Annotated in this window: 15 protein-coding genes; 2 read left to right on the plus strand and 13 right to left on the minus strand. The window is 72.4% G+C overall.

The genetic code is table 11. The annotated features are described in order from the left end of the window. Nucleotides 1-219 precede the first annotated feature (219 nt). Nucleotides 220-1,011, plus strand: a complete 792-nt coding sequence (locus ACFT5B_RS07535; RefSeq protein WP_386797369.1) for a MarR family transcriptional regulator — start codon at nucleotides 220-222, stop codon at nucleotides 1,009-1,011. Here the strand turns inward: ACFT5B_RS07535 and ACFT5B_RS07540 are convergent. The 8 genes from ACFT5B_RS07540 to ACFT5B_RS07575 form a co-directional block, all read right to left on the minus strand. Continuing rightward, nucleotides 1,008-2,057: a prephenate dehydrogenase gene (locus tag ACFT5B_RS07540; protein ID WP_386797370.1), complete on the minus strand. Its 1,050-nt coding sequence runs from the start codon at nucleotides 2,055-2,057 to the stop codon at nucleotides 1,008-1,010. The genes ACFT5B_RS07535 and ACFT5B_RS07540 overlap by 4 nt on opposite strands. Beyond that, complete coding sequence (locus ACFT5B_RS07545; protein WP_386797371.1) at nucleotides 2,054-2,971, minus strand: prephenate dehydratase; 918 nt, start codon at nucleotides 2,969-2,971, stop codon at nucleotides 2,054-2,056. The genes ACFT5B_RS07540 and ACFT5B_RS07545 overlap by 4 nt, the downstream gene beginning before the upstream one ends. Beyond that, entirely contained in the window at nucleotides 2,968-3,849 is an 882-nt protein-coding gene (locus ACFT5B_RS07550) for a hypothetical protein (protein ID WP_386797372.1), read from the minus strand. The genes ACFT5B_RS07545 and ACFT5B_RS07550 overlap by 4 nt, the downstream gene beginning before the upstream one ends. Then, complete coding sequence (locus tag ACFT5B_RS07555) at nucleotides 3,846-6,035, minus strand: VanW family protein (protein ID WP_386797373.1); 2,190 nt, start codon at nucleotides 6,033-6,035, stop codon at nucleotides 3,846-3,848. The genes ACFT5B_RS07550 and ACFT5B_RS07555 overlap by 4 nt, the downstream gene beginning before the upstream one ends. Nucleotides 6,036-6,135: 100 nt before the next feature. Then, the gene (locus ACFT5B_RS07560; protein ID WP_386797374.1) at nucleotides 6,136-6,657 is read right to left on the minus strand and encodes a hypothetical protein; all 522 of its coding nucleotides are present in this window, start codon (nucleotides 6,655-6,657) and stop codon (nucleotides 6,136-6,138) included. Further along, nucleotides 6,654-7,742, minus strand: coding sequence for a PIG-L family deacetylase (locus ACFT5B_RS07565; protein WP_386797375.1), 1,089 nt, complete (start codon nucleotides 7,740-7,742; stop codon nucleotides 6,654-6,656). Before ACFT5B_RS07565 ends, ACFT5B_RS07560 begins: the two co-directional genes overlap by 4 nt. Nucleotides 7,743-8,022: 280 nt before the next feature. Beyond that, nucleotides 8,023-9,954 carry a translational GTPase TypA gene (gene typA / locus ACFT5B_RS07570; RefSeq protein ID WP_386797376.1) on the minus strand — a complete coding sequence of 644 codons (1,932 nt, stop codon included), beginning with the start codon at nucleotides 9,952-9,954 and terminating at the stop codon, nucleotides 8,023-8,025. A 212-nt stretch (nucleotides 9,955-10,166) separates the two neighbouring features. Then, nucleotides 10,167-11,987, minus strand: coding sequence for a dipeptide ABC transporter ATP-binding protein (locus ACFT5B_RS07575; RefSeq protein WP_386797377.1), 1,821 nt, complete (start codon nucleotides 11,985-11,987; stop codon nucleotides 10,167-10,169). 26 nt (nucleotides 11,988-12,013) lie between these two features. Between ACFT5B_RS07575 and ACFT5B_RS07580 the strand changes: the two genes are divergently transcribed. Then, a complete protein-coding gene (locus ACFT5B_RS07580; RefSeq protein WP_386797378.1) occupies nucleotides 12,014-12,682 on the plus strand; it encodes a PH domain-containing protein in 669 nt (222 codons plus the stop codon). Nucleotides 12,683-12,708: 26 nt separating this feature from the next. Here ACFT5B_RS07580 and ACFT5B_RS07585 read toward each other — a convergent pair whose 3' ends face one another. From ACFT5B_RS07585 to ACFT5B_RS07605, 5 genes are all read right to left on the minus strand, one after another. Continuing rightward, the gene (locus ACFT5B_RS07585) at nucleotides 12,709-13,785 is read right to left on the minus strand and encodes an ABC transporter permease (RefSeq protein ID WP_386797379.1); all 1,077 of its coding nucleotides are present in this window, start codon (nucleotides 13,783-13,785) and stop codon (nucleotides 12,709-12,711) included. Then, the gene (locus ACFT5B_RS07590; protein WP_386797380.1) at nucleotides 13,782-15,323 is read right to left on the minus strand and encodes an ABC transporter permease; all 1,542 of its coding nucleotides are present in this window, start codon (nucleotides 15,321-15,323) and stop codon (nucleotides 13,782-13,784) included. The genes ACFT5B_RS07585 and ACFT5B_RS07590 overlap by 4 nt, the downstream gene beginning before the upstream one ends. A gap of 250 nt (nucleotides 15,324-15,573) precedes the next feature. Next, entirely contained in the window at nucleotides 15,574-17,364 is a 1,791-nt protein-coding gene (locus tag ACFT5B_RS07595) for an ABC transporter family substrate-binding protein (RefSeq protein ID WP_386797381.1), read from the minus strand. Nucleotides 17,365-17,522: 158 nt separating this feature from the next. Next, nucleotides 17,523-18,920: an alpha-hydroxy-acid oxidizing protein gene (locus tag ACFT5B_RS07600; RefSeq protein WP_386797382.1), complete on the minus strand. Its 1,398-nt coding sequence runs from the start codon at nucleotides 18,918-18,920 to the stop codon at nucleotides 17,523-17,525. Between the two features lie 50 nt (nucleotides 18,921-18,970). Then, nucleotides 18,971-19,786, minus strand: a complete 816-nt coding sequence (locus ACFT5B_RS07605; protein ID WP_386797383.1) for a DinB family protein — start codon at nucleotides 19,784-19,786, stop codon at nucleotides 18,971-18,973. Nucleotides 19,787-19,870: the final 84 nt, after the last annotated feature.

A 19,870-nucleotide genomic window follows, 5' to 3' on the forward strand; every position in this document is an offset into this window, starting at 1 on the left:
TGCTCACTCCTTCAAGGTGGTTTCCGATGCCTCGAACGCTACGTTGCGTTCGCTCATGGGGCAATGCTCGATTCATGAGAACCAAGGCATCGGCGCAGCTCAGAGCCGGTATTTCGTTGCAACCGGCTGACTTCTAACGCAACAGGACGACCGAAGCGTCGTTGCAATGACTGAGATCGAACGCTATGCTCGCGGCCATCGACGACGAAGGAGCACACGATGCCCGGAGGCAGGCTCACCCAGCGCGACCGTCAGCAGATCGCCGTCGGCCTCGCCGACGGACTCGCGTACGCGGAGATCGCGCGGCGCCTCGACCGCCCCACCTCGACCGTCACGCGCGAGGTGATGCGCAACGGCGGACCGACGGCGTACCGCGCCGACGTCGCCCACCGCGCGACCGAGCGCCGCGCCCACCGCCCCCGCCAGGCCGCGCCGCGGCCGCGCCCGGCGCCGCGCCCCGTCCAGGGGCGGGACCCGCAGGCGGTGCGCGCGTACGAGGAGACGTTCACCGGGTTGCTCGAGCAGTCGGGCCTGCCGGCGATGACGGCCCGCGTCCTGACCTGCCTCTACACGACGGACGCCGGCAGCCTGACCGCGGCCGAGCTCGTCCGCCGCCTCCAGGTCAGCCCGGCGTCCGTCTCGAAGGCGATCGCGTTCCTCGAGCGTCAGGGCCTGGTCCGGCGTGAGCGTGACGAGGGACGGCGCGAGCGCTACGTCGTCGACGACGACGTCTGGTACCAGTCGACCGTCGCGGGCGCCCGGTCCAACCTCCAGCTCGCGGCGACGGCGCGGGAGGGCGTGCACGTGCTCGGCGCCGGCACCCCCGCGGCCGTCCGGCTCGAGGGCATCGCGCGCTTCGTCGACTTCGTGGGCGAGAGCATCGCGCGGGCTGCGGAGCAGGCGCGCGAGATCCTCCACACCTCGCCCGCGCCAGGTCCGGCGGGCCGCATCGCGGACGACGGCGGCGGCGCTCCCGAGGGCGCCATCACGGGCGACGACGGCCCGGGCTAGGCCTCGGGCAGCGCCGGCGCCGTGAGGACGAGGCGGTCGGTCCCGACGCGCGCGACCACGGCACCGGCCTCACCGAGAGCCGTGAGGCGCTCCCGCCAGCCGTCTCCGTCGAGCGCGACGGTCACGGTCTGCGTCGGGCCCCCGGGCACGCCCGCCGACGACGCGAGCTCCGCGCGGACCGGGTCGGCCGCGTCGAAGAACGCCGTCACCGCGGCGGCGTCTCCGGACTCCAGCGCGTCGGCCAGGGCCGCGAGGTGGTCTGCCGCGGCCCGGAGCGCGGGCACGACGGCGCCGGCGTTCCCCGCGACCATGGCCTGCGTGCGGCGGGGGTCCGTGCGGGCGACGCGCGTGCCGTCGCGGAACGAGCCCGCGGCGAGCCCGAGCGCGAGCCGGCGCTCGCCGGCCGTCGTCGTGAGGTTGAGGAGCTCGGTCGCGAGCGCGTGCGGCACGTGCGAGACGAGCGCGACCGCCGCGTCGTGGCTGGCGTCGTCCATCACGCGCGCCACCCCGCGCAACGGTCCTGTGACCAGCGCGAGGACCCGCACCAGGTGGGTGGCGTCCGTCGTCGGGGCGACCGTGACGGCCCACGGGCAGCCCGGGAGCAGGTCGTCGCTGGACGCGGCGAACCCGGACTCCTCGGTGCCCGCCATCGGGTGCGCGCCGACGTACCGCTCCCCCAGGCCCGCGGCGTCGACCACCGCGCGCACGGGTGCCTTGACGCTGCCGACGTCGGTGAGGACGGGCAGCGGACCGCCGTCGGCCACGAGGCGCGGGAGCTCCGACGCGAGCTCCGCGAGCACCGCGGGCAGCGCCGCGAGCGGCGGGGCGAGGACCAGGACGTCAGGGCGCTCGACGAGCACCTCCGCGGCAGTCCCGACAGTCCGGACGCCCGCGTCCCAGGCCACGGCGCGCGTCGCGCCGTCGGGGTCGGTCGCGACGACGTCCACCCCGGCCGCGACGAGCGTGCGGGCCACGGAGCCACCGATCAGCCCGAGCCCGACGAGCCCGACGCGCACGACGGACAGCGGCGCCTCCCGCCCCGTCACCACAGCAGCTCCCGGCCGAGGTCGACCGGAGCCGCGGTGCCGTCGACCGACCCCGACGGGACGTGGTCCAGGTCGAGGACGACGGCGCGGTCGGCGCGCTCCGGGAAGGCGGCGAGCGTCTTGAGGAGGTGGCCCTCGTCGAGCAGGCCCTGCAGGACGGCACGGAGGGCGGGGTCGACGGGCGCCGCGTCGACGGTGAGGACGAACACGTAGCGGCCGGCGACCTTGAGCGGGCGGGTGATGAGGCTCGACAGGTTGAGCCCGCCCGCGCCGAAAGCCGCGAGGATCCGCGCGAGCACGCCCGGCCCCGCGACGACGGGCGTCACGGCGAGCATGGTCCGCCAGCGTGCACCGTGGGCGTCGCGGGCGGCGTCGAGCGCCTCCCGGGCGTCGTCGCGGCGCGCCAGGAGGAGGAACTGGGTCCGTGCGCCCGCGAAGTCCTGGACGTCGCGCTCGTACGTCTCGAGCCCGTAGAGCTCGCCGCACAGGCGGGGGCCGAGCGCGACCTGGTGAGGCGTCGCGTCACGGCACGCGGCGGCGTTCGACGCCGCGGGCACCGGGGTGAGCCCGGTCCGGGCCACGAACTGCTGGCACTGCGCGAGCCCGTGCGGGTGCGCCGAGACCTCGGTCAGCTCGCCGGCCCCGGGCCGCACGAACGCGTCGAACGCGATCTGCAGGACGGCCTCGTCGATGCCGACCACGTCGTCGGACGCGAGCAGCGCGTCGAGCGACGGCACCACGTAGCCCTCGACGGTGTTCTCGATCGCGACGACGCCACGGTCGACGCTCCCGTCCTGGACGGCGCGGTAGACGTCCTGGACGGTGGGCAGCGCGACCGGCGTCGTGCCCGGCCAGGCCAGCGCGGCCGCGTGCGTGAACGTGCCCTCGGGGCCCAGGTAGGCGACCGTCGTCATGCGCGCACCGCCGCCTGGGCCCATCGGGGCGTCACGGCGACCGGGCCTGGCTCGAAGCCGGCCCCCGGCAGGACGGCGAGCACCCGGTGCGCGACCGAGCCCTCCTCGAGCTCCGCCGTCAGCGCGTCGAGGACGTCGCTCGACGGGCACGAGAACGAGCTGAAGAACACGTGCGGCCCGGCCTCGGAGCGGTGCGAGCGCAGATGCTGCAGGTCGATCCCCGCGTCCGCGATCACGCCCAGCGTGTGCTGCAGCGAGCCGCGGTGGTCGTCCCGCGGCCCGAACGCCAGCCAGACCTGGGCGGGCCGGTCGAACGGATCCGGACGGCGGTCCGCCGTCACGAGCCCGTACCAGAGGGGCGTCGGGTCGGCGAGCCGCTCCGACTCGGGCAGCTCGGCGAACCCGTCGGGGATCGCGGAGCGCTCGACCAGCAGCGTCCCCGCGGGACCGGCCAGGGCGATCCGCTCCGCGGCGGGCGTGCGGGTCGGCACGAGGCGCGGGCTCGCGCCGAGCGCGCGCAGGCGGTGCCGGCAGTCGCGCATCCCCGCCTCGTCGACGACGACCGCGCCGGGCGGCGTCGTCGCCCGTGCGCCCGCGCGCCCGACCCACGCCCATTCGCGGGCGACGCCCACGCTGGCGGTGACGAGGACGTTCGCGGGCGCCGCGAGGAGCGCGCGCTCGAGCTCCGGCCCCGGCTGCTGCGGGTGGTCGAGGTACATGACGGCGGCCAGGTCCGCGAGCTGCGACACCGTGGACAGGGTCGTCGTCGTGCTGCCGAGGTCGAGGAGGTCACCCCCGTCGCCCCAGCCGACCGCGCGCGCCGCGGCGCGTGCGTGCGGCCCCGACTCCCTCTCGCTGCGCCCGAGCACGAGCGTCACCCGTCACCTCCACCAGACGTGCAGACCCTGCGGTCCTGCGGCTTGTAGGTCCACTGGTTCGTCTCGTCCTTGACGACGGAGCCCTCGCGCGAGACGAGCCTCCGGACGCTCACGTGGAACCCGGGCTCCCCGCCGGGATCCGCGATGCACGTCTTCGACGAGTCGTGGACCGTGGACGGCTTCACGACGTTCGAGCGCGGGCTCGTCGTCGACTTCACCGTGTAGTACTTCGTGCTCCAGAACGCGACGTGGAGCTTGCCGCCCCCGACCCACGACTGGACGACGACGCCGTACGGCGTGTCGTTCGTGAACTTCATGTCGATCACGCCGACGGCGATGGTCGCCTCCCGGCCCTCCGGGTACCGCGCGAACCAGTACGAGTGCGGCTGGTGCGTGACGATGTCGAGGCCCGCGAAGAACGCCGCGTTGTACGTCGTCGTCGCGACCTGCGACAGCCCGCCCCCGACGGCGTCGACGAACTGGCCGTTCTCGATCATGTGGGCCTTGTAGTAGCCCGCCTCGGACGTGATCGGGCTGAGCGCGTCGACCATGGAGAACGTCTTGCCGGGCTTCAAGAGGTCGCCGGAGATCTTGCTCGCGCCGACCTCGAGGTTCTTGGTCCGGACGGGCTCGTTCGTGAGGACGGTCGCGAACTCGGACACCTTCTCCTTCACGCCGAGCTTCGCCAGGTCGTCCCGCGTGGTGGTCGGCTCGACGGTCGTGAGGGGCACGTTCGCCGCGCGACCCGACTCCTTGGCCGCGGCCGCCGTCACGGCCGACGCGAGCGCCCGGGCGTCGAGGCCGGTGCCGTTGGCGCCGCCGACGATCGTCGGCCTGCCCTTCACGAAGGTGAACCGGGCGTCCTTCGCGGCGGTGAGGAGCTTGGTGCTGCGCGCGAGGACGTCCGCGCGCAGCGTCTTGGCGTCGAGCTGGAGCCGGAGCGCGGAGCCGTCCGGGACGAACGTGGCCGCCTCGGCCAGCACGTCACCCGGGAGGCGGACCTTCTGCGAGCCGACGGTGAGGTCGACCGGCGACGACGTGACCGTCCCGGCCGTCACCATGGCGGCCTCGACGGCGTCCGCACCCACCTCGGGGCGGACCGTCGTCGTCGGCAGCTCGAGCGCACCGTGCGCCGTCAACCAGCCGTCGGTGAGGATCGTGGTGGCCTTGCCTCCGTCGAGGGTGGTGCCGTCGCGGGGCGCGACGCTCGTCGCCGCCCCGTCGGAGAAGGCGACGCCGCCGTCGCGCGGCTTCACCTCGACGGACTTCGCGACCTTCGCGACCGCTGCCTCGAGCTTGGCGTCGTCGACCGTCGTGACCGGCGCGACGTCCGACCCCCCGAACATCGCGTGCCAGAGCCGCGACGGCGCGAGGCTGAACGACACGAGCGGCTCGACGGTGGCGCGGGCGTCGAACGTCAGACCGGCCTTGCGCGGGTCGATCCGGGCCTTCTTCGCGCCCGCGACGACGGCCACGGGCTCGGTGGTGCGGTCGCCCAGCGCGTCGTCGAGGGCACGGGTCGCGTCGTCGACGGTCATCCCGCCGACCTCGACCCCGGCGACCGTGGTGCCGTGCGCGATCTTGTCCGACACGAGCCACTGGGCTCCGACGTACGCGCCGACGAGCGCCACCACGGCGATCCCGACGCCGATCAGCGTCCGCCGCGTGCGGCTGGGCGCGGGCTCGTCGCCGAGGCCGCGGAGGATGTCGTCGTTCGGGGGCGCTCCCGTCGGGCCCGCGTCCGGTGCGGCGAGCGCCGGCAGGACGGCGGTCTGGGTGGGCGGCACTGCGGTCGGGGCCGGCGGCGGGCTGCCGGCGCCGGGGAAGGTCCCGGCGGGTGCGGGGGCACCGGGGGTGCTCGCCGCCCGCGGCGCGAGGGCCGGGAGCACGGCGGTGGCCTCGGCGTCCGGCGCACCGGGCCTCAGGGCCGACACCCGCTCGGGGGCGGACGACCCCACGGTCGGCAGCTGCACGTAGCCCCGCCAGGGGTTGCCGTCCGGCTGCTCGGGCACCGAGCCGGGCGCGGCCCCCGCCGGGCTGGTCGGCGCGGCGGCGGGAACCGAGGCCTCTACGGGGGCGCGTTCGTCGGGAGCAGGCTCGACCGGGGGACCCGCGGGCGCGGGCGGCGTGGGCACCGGCGCCCCGTCGGGGCGTTCGCCGGGGCTGGTGGTGGCGTGCTCGTCCATGGGTGCTCCTGCGCTGGCCGCGCGGTCGTCGCGGCGGGCGTTCGCCGGGGGTCGGCGTCTGGCGATTCTACGAGGTCAGCCTGGTGCCGGACGCACGGTCTCAGCCGGCGGCGCCGTCCTTACGGGCGTCGCGGGGCGTGTCGGAGAACCAGCCGCGGGGCGCGAAGGCGCTCGCCGCGACGAGCAGGAACCCGCCGTACATCCACACGTTCGCCCAGCGCTGGTGGGCACCCGCGAGCACGTCCCCGCCGGGCCCGTGCATCCCCGTCAGCACGATGACGACGACGAGCCACCCGACCGCGTAGGCCGTGTAGGCGCCGTACCCTCCCCAGGCCCGCGCGAGGACGGCGGCGACGACGCTGAGCGCGAGGGTCAGGACGAGTCCCACGGGCCACGAGGCGGCCGCGCCGACGTGGTCGGTGACGCTCGACGGCAGCAGCGCGGCGAACATGAACGTCCCGACGGCGCCCACGAGGACCCCCAGCAGCCCGGACAGCACGACCCGCAGCCAGCTCGTCCGCACGGCCGGAGCCGGGGTGGGCCGCGGCCCGTCGACGGTGCCGCCGGTGCCGGCGGGCGGCATCGGTCCCGGCTCGCCGTCCGGGGGAACTGTCGCGCTCACGGTGCCACCGTACCGGGAGTGCCTGGGCGTCCGACGACGCCACCCGGCACCGGGCGCGGGGAGAACGTCGCGTAGCGCTCGGCGGTGAGCAGCGGTGCGAGCACGTCGTTGCTGAGCGCGTACCGGCCGACGAGCGCCTCCCCCTCGGCGGCGGGCGTGACGGCGACGGCCTGGACCTGCGTGGCGTGCGCCCGGAGCGCGCCCGCGACACGGTCGAGCACGGGCCCGACCGGCACGACGACGAGCCCCGGCCCGGCCTCGAGCCCGGGCAGGCGTTCGGCGAGCGTGGGCGCGTCGGCCGGCCACCACGTGGAGACGGGCGGCAGGACGGGCTCGTCGGGGTCGGGCAGGCTCAGCCCGGTGCCGGCCGGCCGCGCCCGCAGGAGGTCCGCGACCTCGGCCGACGCGGCGAGCGCGCGCCTCGCTGCCCGGACGTCGGCGGCGGGCTGGACGACGCACCACAGCGCGGGAACCGGCGTGCCCTGGGCCGCGCCGCTCGGGCCTGGCTCATCTCCGGCGCCCTTCCCCTGCTCGTCGCCGAGCAGCTGGAGCGCGCGGACGGTGACCTCGTGGGTCCGGACGTGGTCGGGGTGCCCGTACCCGCCCTGCGGGTCGTAGGTCGCGACGACGGCGGGGCGGCGCTCGCGCAGGACGGCGACGAGCCGCCGGGCCGCCTCGTCGAGGCTCACCCCGACGAACGCGCCGCCAGGTGCGCCCTCCGCGGCGTGCGACGCGATCCCCGGGGCGACCCACGCCATGCCGGAGTCCTCGTAGCGGACGGGAGCGACGTCGTCGGGCAGGGGGACGGTGTCGAGGAACACGTGGTCGGTGACCCCGAGCGAGGCGAGCGCACCCGCGAGCTCCCGCTCGCGGTAGGCCGCGAGCGCGGGGCCGTCCCCCTCGAGCGATCCGACCCCCGTGGGGTGCGCGACCGTGTCGATGACCTCGCCGCGCTCCCCGCGCGTGCACGTCACGACGGTCACGGACTCCCCGGCCGCCGCCCACGTGGCGAGCAGCGCCCCGGTCGCGAGCGTCTCGTCGTCGGGATGAGCATGCACCACGACGAGCCCCCCGCGGGGCTCCACGACCCGCGCTCCCCCAGCGCGCCCGACGCCCTCCGAGCGGCTCACGCGCGCCCCGAGGCCGCGCGGGCGCCGGCAGGACGGCCCCCGCCCACCGGACGCACGAACGCGCTACCGCCGTCGTGCACGAAGGCGACGAACGGACGAGCGGCGGGTCGGGGGATGCCGCGCAGCGTCGTGGCGGGTCTGGCGGGAGGCCGCGAGGAACGAGCGGCCGGATGGAAGACGCGGCGCGGCATCCCCCGTCCCGCCGTGAACCCGGCCACGACCCCCACGCGACGACTCAGGAGCGCTTCGCCCGAGCAGTGGCGCGCGCACGCTCCTGCTGGTCGAGGATCACCTTGCGGATGCGGACGACCTCGGGCGTGATCTCCACGCACTCGTCCTCCCGCGCGAACTCGAGGGACTCCTCGAGCGTGAGGTGCTTCGGCGGGACGAGGTTCTCGAAGTTGTCGGCGGTCGACGAACGCATGTTCGTCAGCTTCTTCTCCTTGGTGATGTTGACGTCCATGTCCTCGTTGCGGGAGTTCTCGCCGACGATCATGCCTTCGTAGACCTCCTGGGTGGGGTCGACGAAGAAGGAGCCGCGCTCCTGGAGGTTGATCATGGCGAACGGCGTGACGGCGCCGGCACGGTCGGCCACGAGGGAGCCGTTGTTGCGGGTCTCGATGGGGCCGGCCCAGGGCTCGTAGCCCTCGGCGATGGACGACGCGATGCCGGTGCCGCGGGTGTCGGTGAGGAAGCGGGTGCGGAAGCCGATGAGGCCGCGCGCGGGGACGACGAACTCCATGCGGACCCAGCCGGTGCCGTGGTTCGACATGGTCTCCATGCGGCCCTTGCGCTGCGCCATGAGCTGGGTGACGGAGCCGAGGTACTCCTCGGGGACGTCGATGGTCATGCGCTCCATGGGCTCGTTGACCTTGCCGTCGATCGTCTTGGTGACGACCTGGGGCTTGCCGACGGTGAGCTCGAAGCCTTCGCGGCGCATCTGCTCGACGAGGATCGCGAGGGCGAGCTCGCCGCGGCCCTGGACCTCCCACGCGTCGGGGCGGTCGGTCGGCAGGACGCGCAGCGACACGTTGCCGATGAGCTCCTTGTCGAGGCGGTCCTTGACCTGGCGCGCGGTGACCTTGTGGCCCTTGCCGCCCTTGCCGGCGAGCGGCGAGGTGTTGATCCCGATGGTCATGGAGATGGCGGGGTCGTCGACGGTGATGAGCGGGAGGGGCCGCGGGTCGTCGGGGTCGGTGAGGGTCTCGCCGATGGTGATGTCCTCGATGCCGGCGACGGCGACGATGTCGCCGGGGGCGGCCGAGTCGGTGGGGACGCGCTCGAGCGCCTTGGTCTCGAGGAGCTCGGTGATGCGCACGTTCTGGAGCGAGCCGTCGTGGCGGGCCCAGGCGACGGTCTGCCCCTTGCGGAGGGTGCCGTTGAAGATGCGCAGGAGCGCGAGGCGGCCGAGGAACGGCGACGCGTCGAGGTTGGTGACGTGGGCCTGGAGGGGCGCCTCGGGGTCGTACGTGGGTGCCGGGATCTTCTCGAGGATGGTCCGGAAGAGCGGCTCGAGGTCCGGGCTGTCGGGCAGACCGCCGTCCTCGGGCTGGTCGTGGCTGGCACGGCCGGCCTTGGCGGCGGCGTAGACGACGGGCACGTCGAGGACGGCGTCGAGGTCGAGGTCGGGGACCTCGTCCGCGAGGTCGGACGCGAGCCCGAGCAGGAGGTCGGTGGACTCGGCGACGACCTCGTCGATGCGCGCGTCGGGCCGGTCGACCTTGTTGACGACGAGGATCACCGGGAGCTTCGCGGCGAGGGCCTTGCGCAGGACGAACCGCGTCTGCGGGAGGGGGCCCTCGGACGCGTCGACGAGGAGCACGACGCCGTCGACCATGGACAGGCCGCGCTCGACCTCGCCGCCGAAGTCGGCGTGACCGGGCGTGTCGATCACGTTGATCGTGATGCCGCCGGGCTGGCCCACCGCCGCCGCCGCGGGGCCGGCGTACCGGACCGCGGTGTTCTTGGCGAGGATGGTGATGCCCTTCTCGCGCTCGAGGTCGCCGGAGTCCATGGCGCGCTCGTCGACGTGTGCGTGCTCGCCGAACGCCCCGGACTGCCACAGCATGGCGTCGACGAGGGTCGTCTTGCCGTGGTCGACGTGCGCGACGATCGCGACGTTGCGCAGGTCGGGACGCACGGCGGTGGTCACGGTGGCCTCAGGCATGGAGGAACCAATCTTCGAAGAGGGAGACGTCACGGGCCGAAACGGGCTCTGGCGTGACGGCGCCCACAAGCCTGGGGCGCGTCGTTCACCTCATTCTACCGGCCGCGCCCGCACATGCGTGTGGGCATCCGTTCTGCCGTCCGCACAGGGCGGAACGGCAGAACGGATGCCCACACGGCGAGGCTCGGCGAGCCCCTCGTCCGACGGTGCCGTCAGACCCGCTCGAGGAGCGCGGCCCGCAGCTCGCGGCGCTCGCGCTGCTTCTCCGGGTCGGGCAGCGGGACGGCCGCGATGAGGCGCTGCGTGTACGCCTCCTGCGGGTTGCGCAGGATCTGGTCGCGCGTGCCCTGCTCGACGATCCGGCCGTGCTGCATGACGACGATCCGGTGCGCGAGCACGTCGACGACCGCAAGGTCGTGGGTCACGAACAGGCACGCGAACTGGAGGCGCTGCTGGAGGTCCTGCAGCAGCTCGAGCACGTGCGCCTGGACGGACACGTCGAGCGCGGACGTCGGCTCGTCGGCCACGAGCAGCTCGGGCGACAGGGAGATCGCACGCGCGATGCCGACGCGCTGCTTCTGACCGCCGGAGAGCTCGTGCGGGTACCGGTTGCGGTAGGCACGCGGCAGCTCGACCTGGTCGAGCAGCTCCTCGATCTTCTTCTGCAGCGCGGCCCCCTTGGCGAGCCCCGCGAGGAACATCGGCTCGCCGATGGACTCGCCGATGGGCAGGCGCGGGTTGAGCGAGGACGACGGGTCCTGGAAGACCATGCCGACCCGGCGCCGCAGCGACTTGAGCTTCTTGCTGGTCGGCTCGGTGAGGTCCGTGCCGGCGACGGTGAGCTGGCCCTCGACGATCGGGAGCAGGCCCACCGCGGCGCGGCCGATGGTGGTCTTGCCCGAGCCCGACTCACCGACGAGGCCGACGACCTCGCCCGGGTGGATCACGAGGTTCGCGCCCTCCACCGCGCGGAACGCGGCCACGCGCCCCTGCTTGGGGTACTCGATGGCGACGTCCCGCAGCTCGAGGATGGGCGCCGTGCCGCCGTTGGTCGCGGCCCGTGCCTCCTTCTCCGCCTGGGCGAGAGCCTTGCGGTTCTCCTCCTCGCGACGCGCGAGCTCGGCGGCGGACACGTCCGCCACGAGGTCCTCGTGGTGCGTCGCGGCGGCGAGCGCGGCCGTGACGTCGATCTCCTCGCCCTCCTCCGCGACACCGAGGTGCGGCACGGACGCGAGAAGCTCCTGCGTGTACGAGTGCTGCGGCGACGCGAAGATCTGCTGCGCCGTCCCCTCCTCCACGATCAGGCCCTTGCGCATGACGACGATGCGGTCCGCGAGGTCCGCGACCACGCCCATGTCGTGCGTGATGAGGATGACCGCGGAGTTGAGCTTGTCGCGCAGGTTACGCATGAGGTCGAGGATCTCGGCCTGGACCGTCACGTCGAGGGCCGTCGTGGGCTCGTCCGCGATGAGGAGCAGCGGGTCGCACGACAGCGACTGCGCGATCATGGCGCGCTGACGCTGACCGCCCGACAGCTGGTGCGGGTAGGAGTTGAACGCCTTCTGCGGGTCCGGCAGCTCGACGAGCCGGAGCAGCTCGAGCGCCCGCTCCTTGGCCTCGTCGGGCGAGATCTCGTTGTGCAGGCGCAGCGCCTCGATGATCTGGAACCCGACCGTGTAGACGGGGTTCAGGGCCGTCATGGGCTCCTGGAAGATCATCGCGATGTCGTTGCCGCGGATGTCGCGCATCTTCGACGCGCCGAGCCCGCGCAGCTCCTGGCCCTGCAGCTTGATCGACCCGGAGATCCGGGCGTTCTTGGGCAGCAGGTCGAGGATCGCCATCGAGCTCACCGACTTGCCCGAGCCGGACTCGCCCACGATGGCGAGCACCTCGCCCGCGTGGACGGTGTAGTTGAGGTTGATCGCGGCGGGCACCCACTTCTTGTCCACGCCGAAGTCGACGGACAGGTCGCGCACCTCGAGCACGGCCTCGGTCGCCGTCGCCTGACGGTCGGTCCCGATCGTTTGGGTCATCGTGTCGCTCCTGGGATCATGCGCATATGAGTTCGGGTCGAGGTGCCAGCAGTCAGGACGGGAATGCCGACGGCGGTGCCCGCGGCGCGGGCGTGACGTCGTTCTGGCCCCGCAGCAGCCCGTGGCTGACGGGCGCGTCCTGGGTGCTCCTCGCGGGCGTCACCGCGTCGCAGTGGCAGCAGCACGGCCTCGGTGGCCTGCTGCGCGCCGCGCCGTGGGCGCTCGGCGCCGGTTACCTCGCGTGGCTGGTGTTCTGGCGTCCCCGCGTGCGGGTCGCGGAGGACGCCGTCGTGGTCGTGAACCCGTTCCGGACGGTGCGGGTGCCGTGGGCGGCGCTCGTCGACGTGAGCACGCAGTACGCGCTCACGCTGGTCACGCCCCACGTTCGCGTCCGCGCCTGGGCGGCACCCGGGCCGGGTCGGCACAAGGCCTTCACGGCCGGTCCCGACGAGCTCCGCGGTCTGCCGAGCACGTCCTTCGACTCCCAGCGGAGCGTCCGGATCGGAGACCTGCGCGGCTCGGCCTCCGGCACGGCCGGCGAGCTCATCCGAGGCCACTGGCAGCACCTCGTCGAGACCGAGGCGCTGGAGCTCGGCGTCGCCGACACCACACCGGTCGAGTCGAGCTGGGACCGGACGGCGCTCGCCGTCCTGGCGGCGTGCGTCGTGCTCGGCGTGGCGGCTCAGCTGGTCTGAGCCGCCACGCACGCGCTCCGCGGCGATCACGGCAGCCCCGGCTCCGTCGCGCCGGACGACCCGTGCAGGGCGTCGTCGACCGGCGACTCGAGGGCCGCGGGCGCGACACGCTGGTCGCCCTTGTCCTTCTTGAGCCGGAACTTCTTCTGGCGGGGGTCGAACGCGTCGCGCAGGCCGTCGCCGACGAAGTTCACGCAGAGGCAGATGATCACGATGAACAGGCCGGGCCACCAGAACAGCCAGGGCCGCGTCGAGAACGCCGCCTGGTTCTGGCTGATGAGCAGGCCGAGCGAGATGTCCGGCGGCTGCACGCCGAGGCCGACGTAGGACAGCGCGGTCTCCGTGAGGATCGCGGACGACATCAGCAGCGTCGTGTTGACGGTGATGACGCCGATCGCGTTCGGCAGGATGTGCTTGAAGATGATCCGGCGGTTCGACGCTCCGGCGAGGCGCGCGGCGTCGACGAACTCACGCTCACGCAGGGTGAGGAAGTCGCCGCGCACGAGCCGCGCCATGCCGGTCCAGGAGACGAGCCCCAGGAAGGCCGCGAGGAACCACACCCCGCCGAGCTGGCGCGACGTCGTCGCGATCACGGCCGCCGCGATGAGCGACGGGATGATGATGATCATGTCCGTGAAGCGCATGAGGATCGCCTCGGTCTTGCCGCGGAAGAAGCCCGCGCTCGCACCGATGAGGATGCCCACGGCTGCCGCGACGACGCCGACGATGATCATGATCGAGATCGAGATCTGCGCTCCGCGCATGGTCATCGCGAACATGTCGCGACCGACGCGGTCCTGGCCGAACGGGTGGTCACCCAGGTGGAACGGGAACCACTGCAGGGTCGGGTGCCCGCCGTTCATGATGTCCGGCGTTTCCTTGTAGCTGTACTTCCACCAGCCCGGGATCGGGCCGAGCCCGATCGAGCTCACGGCAAGGATCAGCACCAGGATGAACACGATGATCCCGATCACGGCGCCACGGTGGTCCATGAAGCGCTTGAAGACGATGCGGCCCTGCGACAGGCCGCGGACCTGCTCCTCGGGCTCCGGGGTCGCCGGAGCCGGGGAGACCTCGTCCATGTTGCTCAGCGGCGATGTCATGCCTTCACCCTCACTCGCGGGTCCAGCGCGGAGTACGCCAGATCAGCCAACAGATTGAACACGACCGCCGTGATGCCCGTGACGATCGCGACCCCCATGACCGGGTTGGGGTCGATGTTCTTGATCCCGGTCAGGAACAGCTGCCCCATGCCCTGGAACGAGAACACGTTCTCCGTGATCACCGCACCACCGATCAGGCCGCCGATGTCGAACGCGACGATCGTCGCGAGCGGGATCAGCGCGTTGCGGAAGGCGTGCCGTGTGACGACGACGCGCTCGGACAGGCCCTTGGCACGCGCGGTCCGCACGTAGTCCTGCCCCATCACCTCGAGCATCGACGCGCGCGAGTAGCGGGTGTACGACGCGAGGGAGATGAGGATGATCGAGATCGTCGGGAGGATCAGGTGGGTCATCGTGTCGAGGCCCGTGATCCAGAAGTCGCCCTCGAGACCGGGGATCTTCGACCCGATGGTCGGGATGGGACGTCCGCGGACGAGCGGGTTGTCCGAGTAGGCCTGCCAGTTCTGCATGAACTGGTCGATCACGATGAGGAGACCCATCCCGAAGGTCGTGAGCATCGCCGCGCGGACCGACTGCGAACGGTCGTACCCGCCCATGAAGTGGCCGATCGCCCACGCGATCGCGAGCGCCACGACCAGCATGCCGACGAGGCCCCAGAAGCCCGTGTTCTCGAGCACCGGCTGCAGCGCGAAGTAGGCGATGACGCCCACGCCGACGCAGATCAGCGCGGAGTACAGCGCCCTGCGGTTGCGGAGCCCCGCGAAGAGGACCGTGGCGCCGTACGCGATCGCGACGCCGGTGATGGCGATCACGACCGGCCCGAGCGACGGGGTCTGGAACCACTTCGTGGCCGAGAGGAACACGAGGACGAGGGCTGTCACGGCTGCCGCCACCACGAACGTGATGCCGCGCCGCCGCCAGGTCCCGGCGACGATCACCGCCCAGACCAGCCCGGAGATGAGGGCGATCACGACGATCACCCCGGGCGCGATGGTCGCCGTCGCGAGGAAGTTGTTGAACTTGATCGCGCCGAACTCCTTGAGGAGGACGGCGACCCAGAACACCGGGAGCGAGAAGAACAGGAAGCTGATGAACGTGACCGAGTAGTCGAGCGTCGAGTACTGGCGCAGGGCCGTCACGACGCCGATCGCCACACCGAACACGATCGCGAGCACGGTGGCGGCCGTCAGCAGCTGCAGCGTCGCAGGGATGGCCTGGCCGAGCGCCGCGGTCACGGGCTGGTTCTGCAGGGTGACGCCGAGATCGCACTGGCCGGCGAACGGCACGACGCACTTGACCGCGCCGCCGAGCCAGAGGAAGTAGCGGAGCACGGGGGGGACGTCGAGGTTGAGCATCGCGGTGCGGGTCGCGATCTGCGCGTCCTTGCTGGGCGAGTTGCTCGACCGGATCGCTGCGAGCGGGTCGCCCGAGTACGCGATCAGCAGGTACACGATGAACGACGCACCCAGCAGGATGAAGAGGGAGGCTACGAGCCTCCGGACGATGTACGAGAGCATCGGAGAGGGATTCCCGTCTGAACAGGGCCGGCCGCCACGGGGTCGCCGCGGCGATGGGCAGCCTTTGAAGTCTAGGTCAGCGAGCGGGGTGCTCCGAATCGGGGCCTGGGCGGCGACGGACCACTATGTCCGCCTCGTTCCGCCGTGTCCGGGTTCGTCGTCAGGCCGCTTTCTGGCCGCTGGACCGCCGAAGGCGCCGGGACCCCGTGCGAGGTCCCGGCGCCTTCGAGTCCGGGTCAGTCGTCGAGCATCAGCTCTTGACGGACCAGTCCCAGACGTTCCACCAGACACCGTTCTGGTTGGGGTTGAACGAGTCGATGCCGGCCACACGGGCGGACTCGGCGTCGACACCGATCGACTGGAACAGCGGCAGGCCGTAGGCGTCGCCGAAGATGTCCTTGTCGATCTCCTGCTGCAGGGAGGTCTGCTCCGCCTTGTCGGTCGTCTGGATGAGCTTGCTCATCGCGGCGTCGGCCGACTTGTTGGAGTAGCCGTTGAAGTTCGAGCTCTGGCCGGTGCCGAAGATCTGCGGCACGCCGGAGACGCCCACACCGGGCGAGATCCAGCCGAAGATCGAGGCGTCGTACGAGCCGTCGCCGAGGCGCGAGCCCCAGTTGACGTCGCCCTCGTTCTTGATCTTGAAGCCGGCCTTCGAGGCGGACTGCGAGATCAGCGTGAACGCGTCGACACGGTTCGGGTTGTCCGAGTTGTAGAGGACCCGGACCGTCGGGGTCGCCCCGTTGAGGAGCTTCTTGGCACCCTCGACGTCGACGTCGGCGTAGTTGCTCGAGCCGTTGTTCGCGACCGAGTCCGCGTAGCCCTCGTTCGCGGGGACGAAGAGCTGCGAGTCGAGCACCTTGGCGTTCGAGTCGAGCGGCGTGATGATCGCGTCGAGGATCGCCTGGCGCGGGATCGTCTTGAGGAAGGCCTCACGGACGTTCTTGTCCTTGAACACGCCGCTGAAGTTCAGGTCCACGTGGTCGTACGAGAGCTGGTTGCCCTTGTGGATCTGGACGCCGGGGACCTGGTCGAGCGCGGCCAGCGTGTCGGCGTTCGCCTGCGGGGCGATGACGTCGACCTCACCGTTCTGGAGCGCCTGGATCTGCGCCTGCGGGTCGGCGATCGTGCGAATGACGATCGAGTCCAGCTTGGCCTTGTGGTCGCCCTGGTACTTGGTGTTCGGGACCAGCGTCAGCGACTTGCCCTGGTCGATCGCCGAGACGACGTACGGGCCGTCCGAGAGGTAGAGCGACGGGTCGCTCGGCAGCGTCTTGGAGTCGAAGCCGGTGTTGTAGAAGTCGGCGACCTTCTTGAGCGTCGCGTTCACCTTGCCGGGCTTGGCCGGGTCGCCCTTCGCCTGGTCCTGGAGGAGCTTGATGAACGCGTCCTCGTCGGCCAGGCCGGCGTGCTTCCAGATCACGTGCGCCGGCGGCATGCCGGTGATGGAGTACGCAGTCTCCCAGTCGGCGAACGGCTTCGTGTACTCGATGGTGATCGACTTCTTGTCGTCGCTCACGGTCGGGAACTTCGTGTCGTTCAGACCGAGGGTCGAGCCCGCGTAGTCGAAGTAGTTCGTGCCCTTGGTGACCTTGCCCTCGGCGTCGGTCGTGCCGTCGTTGTAGTAGCCCGACTCGACCGCCCACGTGAGGAGCAGGTCGTCGGCGCTGACCGGCGTGCCGTCGGACCACTGCGCCTTGTCGCTCAGCGTGTACTTGACGGTCAGCGGGTCCTGCTTGACGACCTCGTACGTACCGAAGCTCGTGTCCTTCTGGACCTGGAGCTTGTCGTCGATGTAGTTGAAGCCCGACTGCGTCGCGAGCGACACCTTCGAGTTGATGTCGGTGTTGCCGTTCGCGGTGAGCGAGTTGAACGAGAAGAACGCGTTCACCTCCGCCACCGTCACGGTGCCACCGGTCTTCACCGCTGCGCTCTCGGACCCGGTCGTCGTCGACTCGGGCTTGTCCGACGAGCTGCAGGCCGAGAACAGCAGGGCACCTGCGGCAGCAACCGCGACCGCGGCGCCGTATCGCCTGATCTTCAATGTTCCTCCTCGAGGGTGGACGGACCCTGTACCGGATGCCTCGCCGCGAGGGCGGCGGGGGCACCACGCCAGCGCACAGGGCCGTCGTTCGTGTGGGGCCACGGTACCCGCGGTTGCAGCACCCTGGGGTAACTGCTACTGGCCAGTACGTTCGATCGTTATTGATTTGATACTGGTCGGTACGCCACGTTCACACGTCGCCCCGGCGAGAAACATGCGTGTAACAACAATTCCGCCCCGTCGTCCCAGTTGGTGACGCCGGCGAGCCCCGCCGTCAGGTCAAGCTCGGCCACGACGTTCTCGAGGACCTCCCGGACACCGTCCTCGCCGGCCACCGCCAGCCCGTACACCGACGGGCGGCCGAGCAGCACCGCGTCGGCGCCGAGCGCCAGCGCCTTGACGACGTCCGCCCCCGACCGGATCCCCGAGTCGAGCAGCACGGTGCGGTCCGCGCCCACCGCCTCACGGACGCGGGGAAGCGCCTCGGCCGCCGCGACCGCCCCGTCCACCTGGCGTCCGCCGTGGTTCGAGACGACGACCCCGTCGACGCCCAGGTCGAACGCGCGCCGCGCGTCGTCGGGGTGCAGCACGCCCTTGAGGACGACCGGGAGGCGGGTGCGCTCGCGCAGCGTCGCGACGTGGTCCCACGAGAGCGCGGGGTTGGAGTAGGCGTCGAGGAACGTCTCGACCGCGGCGCGCGGCTCGCGCGAGCGGAGGTTCGCCCAGGTGGAGCCCGGGTACGCGCGGGACATCGCGAGCAGGGTCCGTACCGCGCCCGGCGTCACGCGCAGCGGCCGGCCGGGCTGCTCCGACCGCGCCAGCCGCTCGCGCACGAGCTCACGGAAGCGCGGGTCCGACGTGTACTGCGCGAGGCCGAGGCCGCGGACGAACGGCAGGAGGCCCCGGTCGAGGTCCATCGGCCGCCAGCCCAGGAGAGTCGTGTCGAGCGTGACGACGACCGCCTGCGCGCCGGCGCGCTCGGCACGGCCGAGGAACGAGTCGACGAGCTCCTCGTCCTTGCTCCAGTACAGCTGGAACCAGCGCGGCCCGTCACCCATCGCGGCGGCCGTCTGCTCCATCGGCGCGCAGCCCTGGTTGGAGAACACGTACGGCAGCCCGACGGACGCCGCCGCACGCGCGATCGCGAGGTCCGCGTCGGGCGCGACGAGCGCCGCCGCGCCGACCGGGCCGACGAGCACCGGCGCCGGGTACCGGTGGCCGAAGAGCTCGACCGACAGGTCCCGCGCGGTGACGTCCCTGAGGACCCGCGGCACGATCGCCCACGCGTCGAGGGCGGCACGGTTGGCGCGCATCGTGGCGCCCGACCCCGCTCCCCCGGCGACGTACGCCCAGGCGTCCCTCGACATGCGCCGGCGTGCGGCGCGCTCGAGCCCCGCGGGATCTGTCGGCACCCGCGGCCGCCGGCCGAGCGCCCCTGCCCGGTAGACGGCGTCCTGCCGAGCGCGGCCAGGGCCGCCGGAACCCGGGGCGGCACGCGGGGGCGGCGGCGGAGGGACGGGCGGGAGTGCGCGCGCACCGGCGTCGTCGACGGTCATAGGGGCGAGTCTGCCCCAACGGGACCGCCGGTCCGGGAACGAGGTCGCGGTCAGCTCTCGCCGGTCTCCGGGACCTGCTGCGCGGCCCCCGCCTGCTCCGCGAGCTCGTCGAGGTGCGCGACGTACGCGCCCCACCACTCCGCGTCGCGATCGGGGAGGTTGCTGTTGCCGACCGCGAGGCCGACCGACCCGTCAACGAGCTCGCGGACGATGTCCGCGTGACCCGCGTGCCGGGCGGTCTCGTCGATCATGTGGACGAGGACCCGGTGCAGCGTGACGTCGGGCGTGCCCCACCACGGCACCCGGCCGGGAGCGTCGAGCGGAAGCGCCTCGACCGTCGCGTCCGAGTGCGCCTGGACGCGGCGATAGAAGGCGAGGACGTCCTCGATCGACTCGTCGGCGGTGGCCCACATGTCGGCGTTGGGCTCGGCGTCGTCCTCGAACCACGGCATGGGCTCGGGGAACGGCCGGCCGAAGCACACGCCCAGGTACTCCGCCTCGGTCGACGCGACGTGCTTGACGAGGCCGAGCAGGTTGGTGCCCGTGCGCGTCAGCGGGCGACGGGCGTCGCGCTCGGACAGTCCATCGAGCTTCCACTCGAGCGCCTTGCGCAGGCCGTCGAGGTAGCGCTTGAGGGTCGCCTTCTCGTCCGCGGCCCCGGGAGCGCCGTCGGCGGCGGGCTCCGTGCCGGCGGCGACGCGCCACTCCCCCACAGCCGCGTAGGCGGAGTCGCGGACCTCCTCGCCGACGCCGTCCGCGAGGTCGTAGTGCGACAGGTTGCCCGCCCAGTACCGCAGGATGCGGCCGAGCTCCGTCGTCGGGTCGTCGGGCAGTGCGTCCAGGTCGACGCTGAGCGTGAAGCGCATGCGCCCACCGTGCCACGACGCGCCCACGCACGCCCCGGCATTTCCGGAGCCACGGTTCCGCGCGGACCGCCCTACCCCGTACGA

Source organism: Luteimicrobium sp. NPDC057192, from assembly GCF_042670205.1.
Lineage (GTDB): Bacteria > Actinomycetota > Actinomycetes > Actinomycetales > Cellulomonadaceae > Luteimicrobium.

Excerpts from the sequence above, each read along its gene's own strand:
- ACFT5B_RS07580 (WP_386797378.1), top strand. The coding sequence starts at position 12,014 with ATGAGTTCGGGTCGAGGTGCCAGCAGTCAGGACGGGAATGCCGACGGC.
- ACFT5B_RS07545 (WP_386797371.1), bottom strand. The coding sequence starts at position 2,971 with ATGACGACGGTCGCCTACCTGGGCCCCGAGGGCACGTTCACGCACGCG.
- ACFT5B_RS07605 (WP_386797383.1), bottom strand. The coding sequence starts at position 19,786 with ATGCGCTTCACGCTCAGCGTCGACCTGGACGCACTGCCCGACGACCCG.
- ACFT5B_RS07555 (WP_386797373.1), bottom strand. The coding sequence starts at position 6,035 with ATGGACGAGCACGCCACCACCAGCCCCGGCGAACGCCCCGACGGGGCG.
- ACFT5B_RS07535 (WP_386797369.1), top strand. The coding sequence starts at position 220 with ATGCCCGGAGGCAGGCTCACCCAGCGCGACCGTCAGCAGATCGCCGTC.
- typA (WP_386797376.1), bottom strand. The coding sequence starts at position 9,954 with ATGCCTGAGGCCACCGTGACCACCGCCGTGCGTCCCGACCTGCGCAAC.
- ACFT5B_RS07600 (WP_386797382.1), bottom strand. The coding sequence starts at position 18,920 with ATGACCGTCGACGACGCCGGTGCGCGCGCACTCCCGCCCGTCCCTCCG.
- ACFT5B_RS07575 (WP_386797377.1), bottom strand. The coding sequence starts at position 11,987 with ATGACCCAAACGATCGGGACCGACCGTCAGGCGACGGCGACCGAGGCC.
- ACFT5B_RS07585 (WP_386797379.1), bottom strand. The coding sequence starts at position 13,785 with ATGACATCGCCGCTGAGCAACATGGACGAGGTCTCCCCGGCTCCGGCG.
- ACFT5B_RS07590 (WP_386797380.1), bottom strand. The coding sequence starts at position 15,323 with ATGCTCTCGTACATCGTCCGGAGGCTCGTAGCCTCCCTCTTCATCCTG.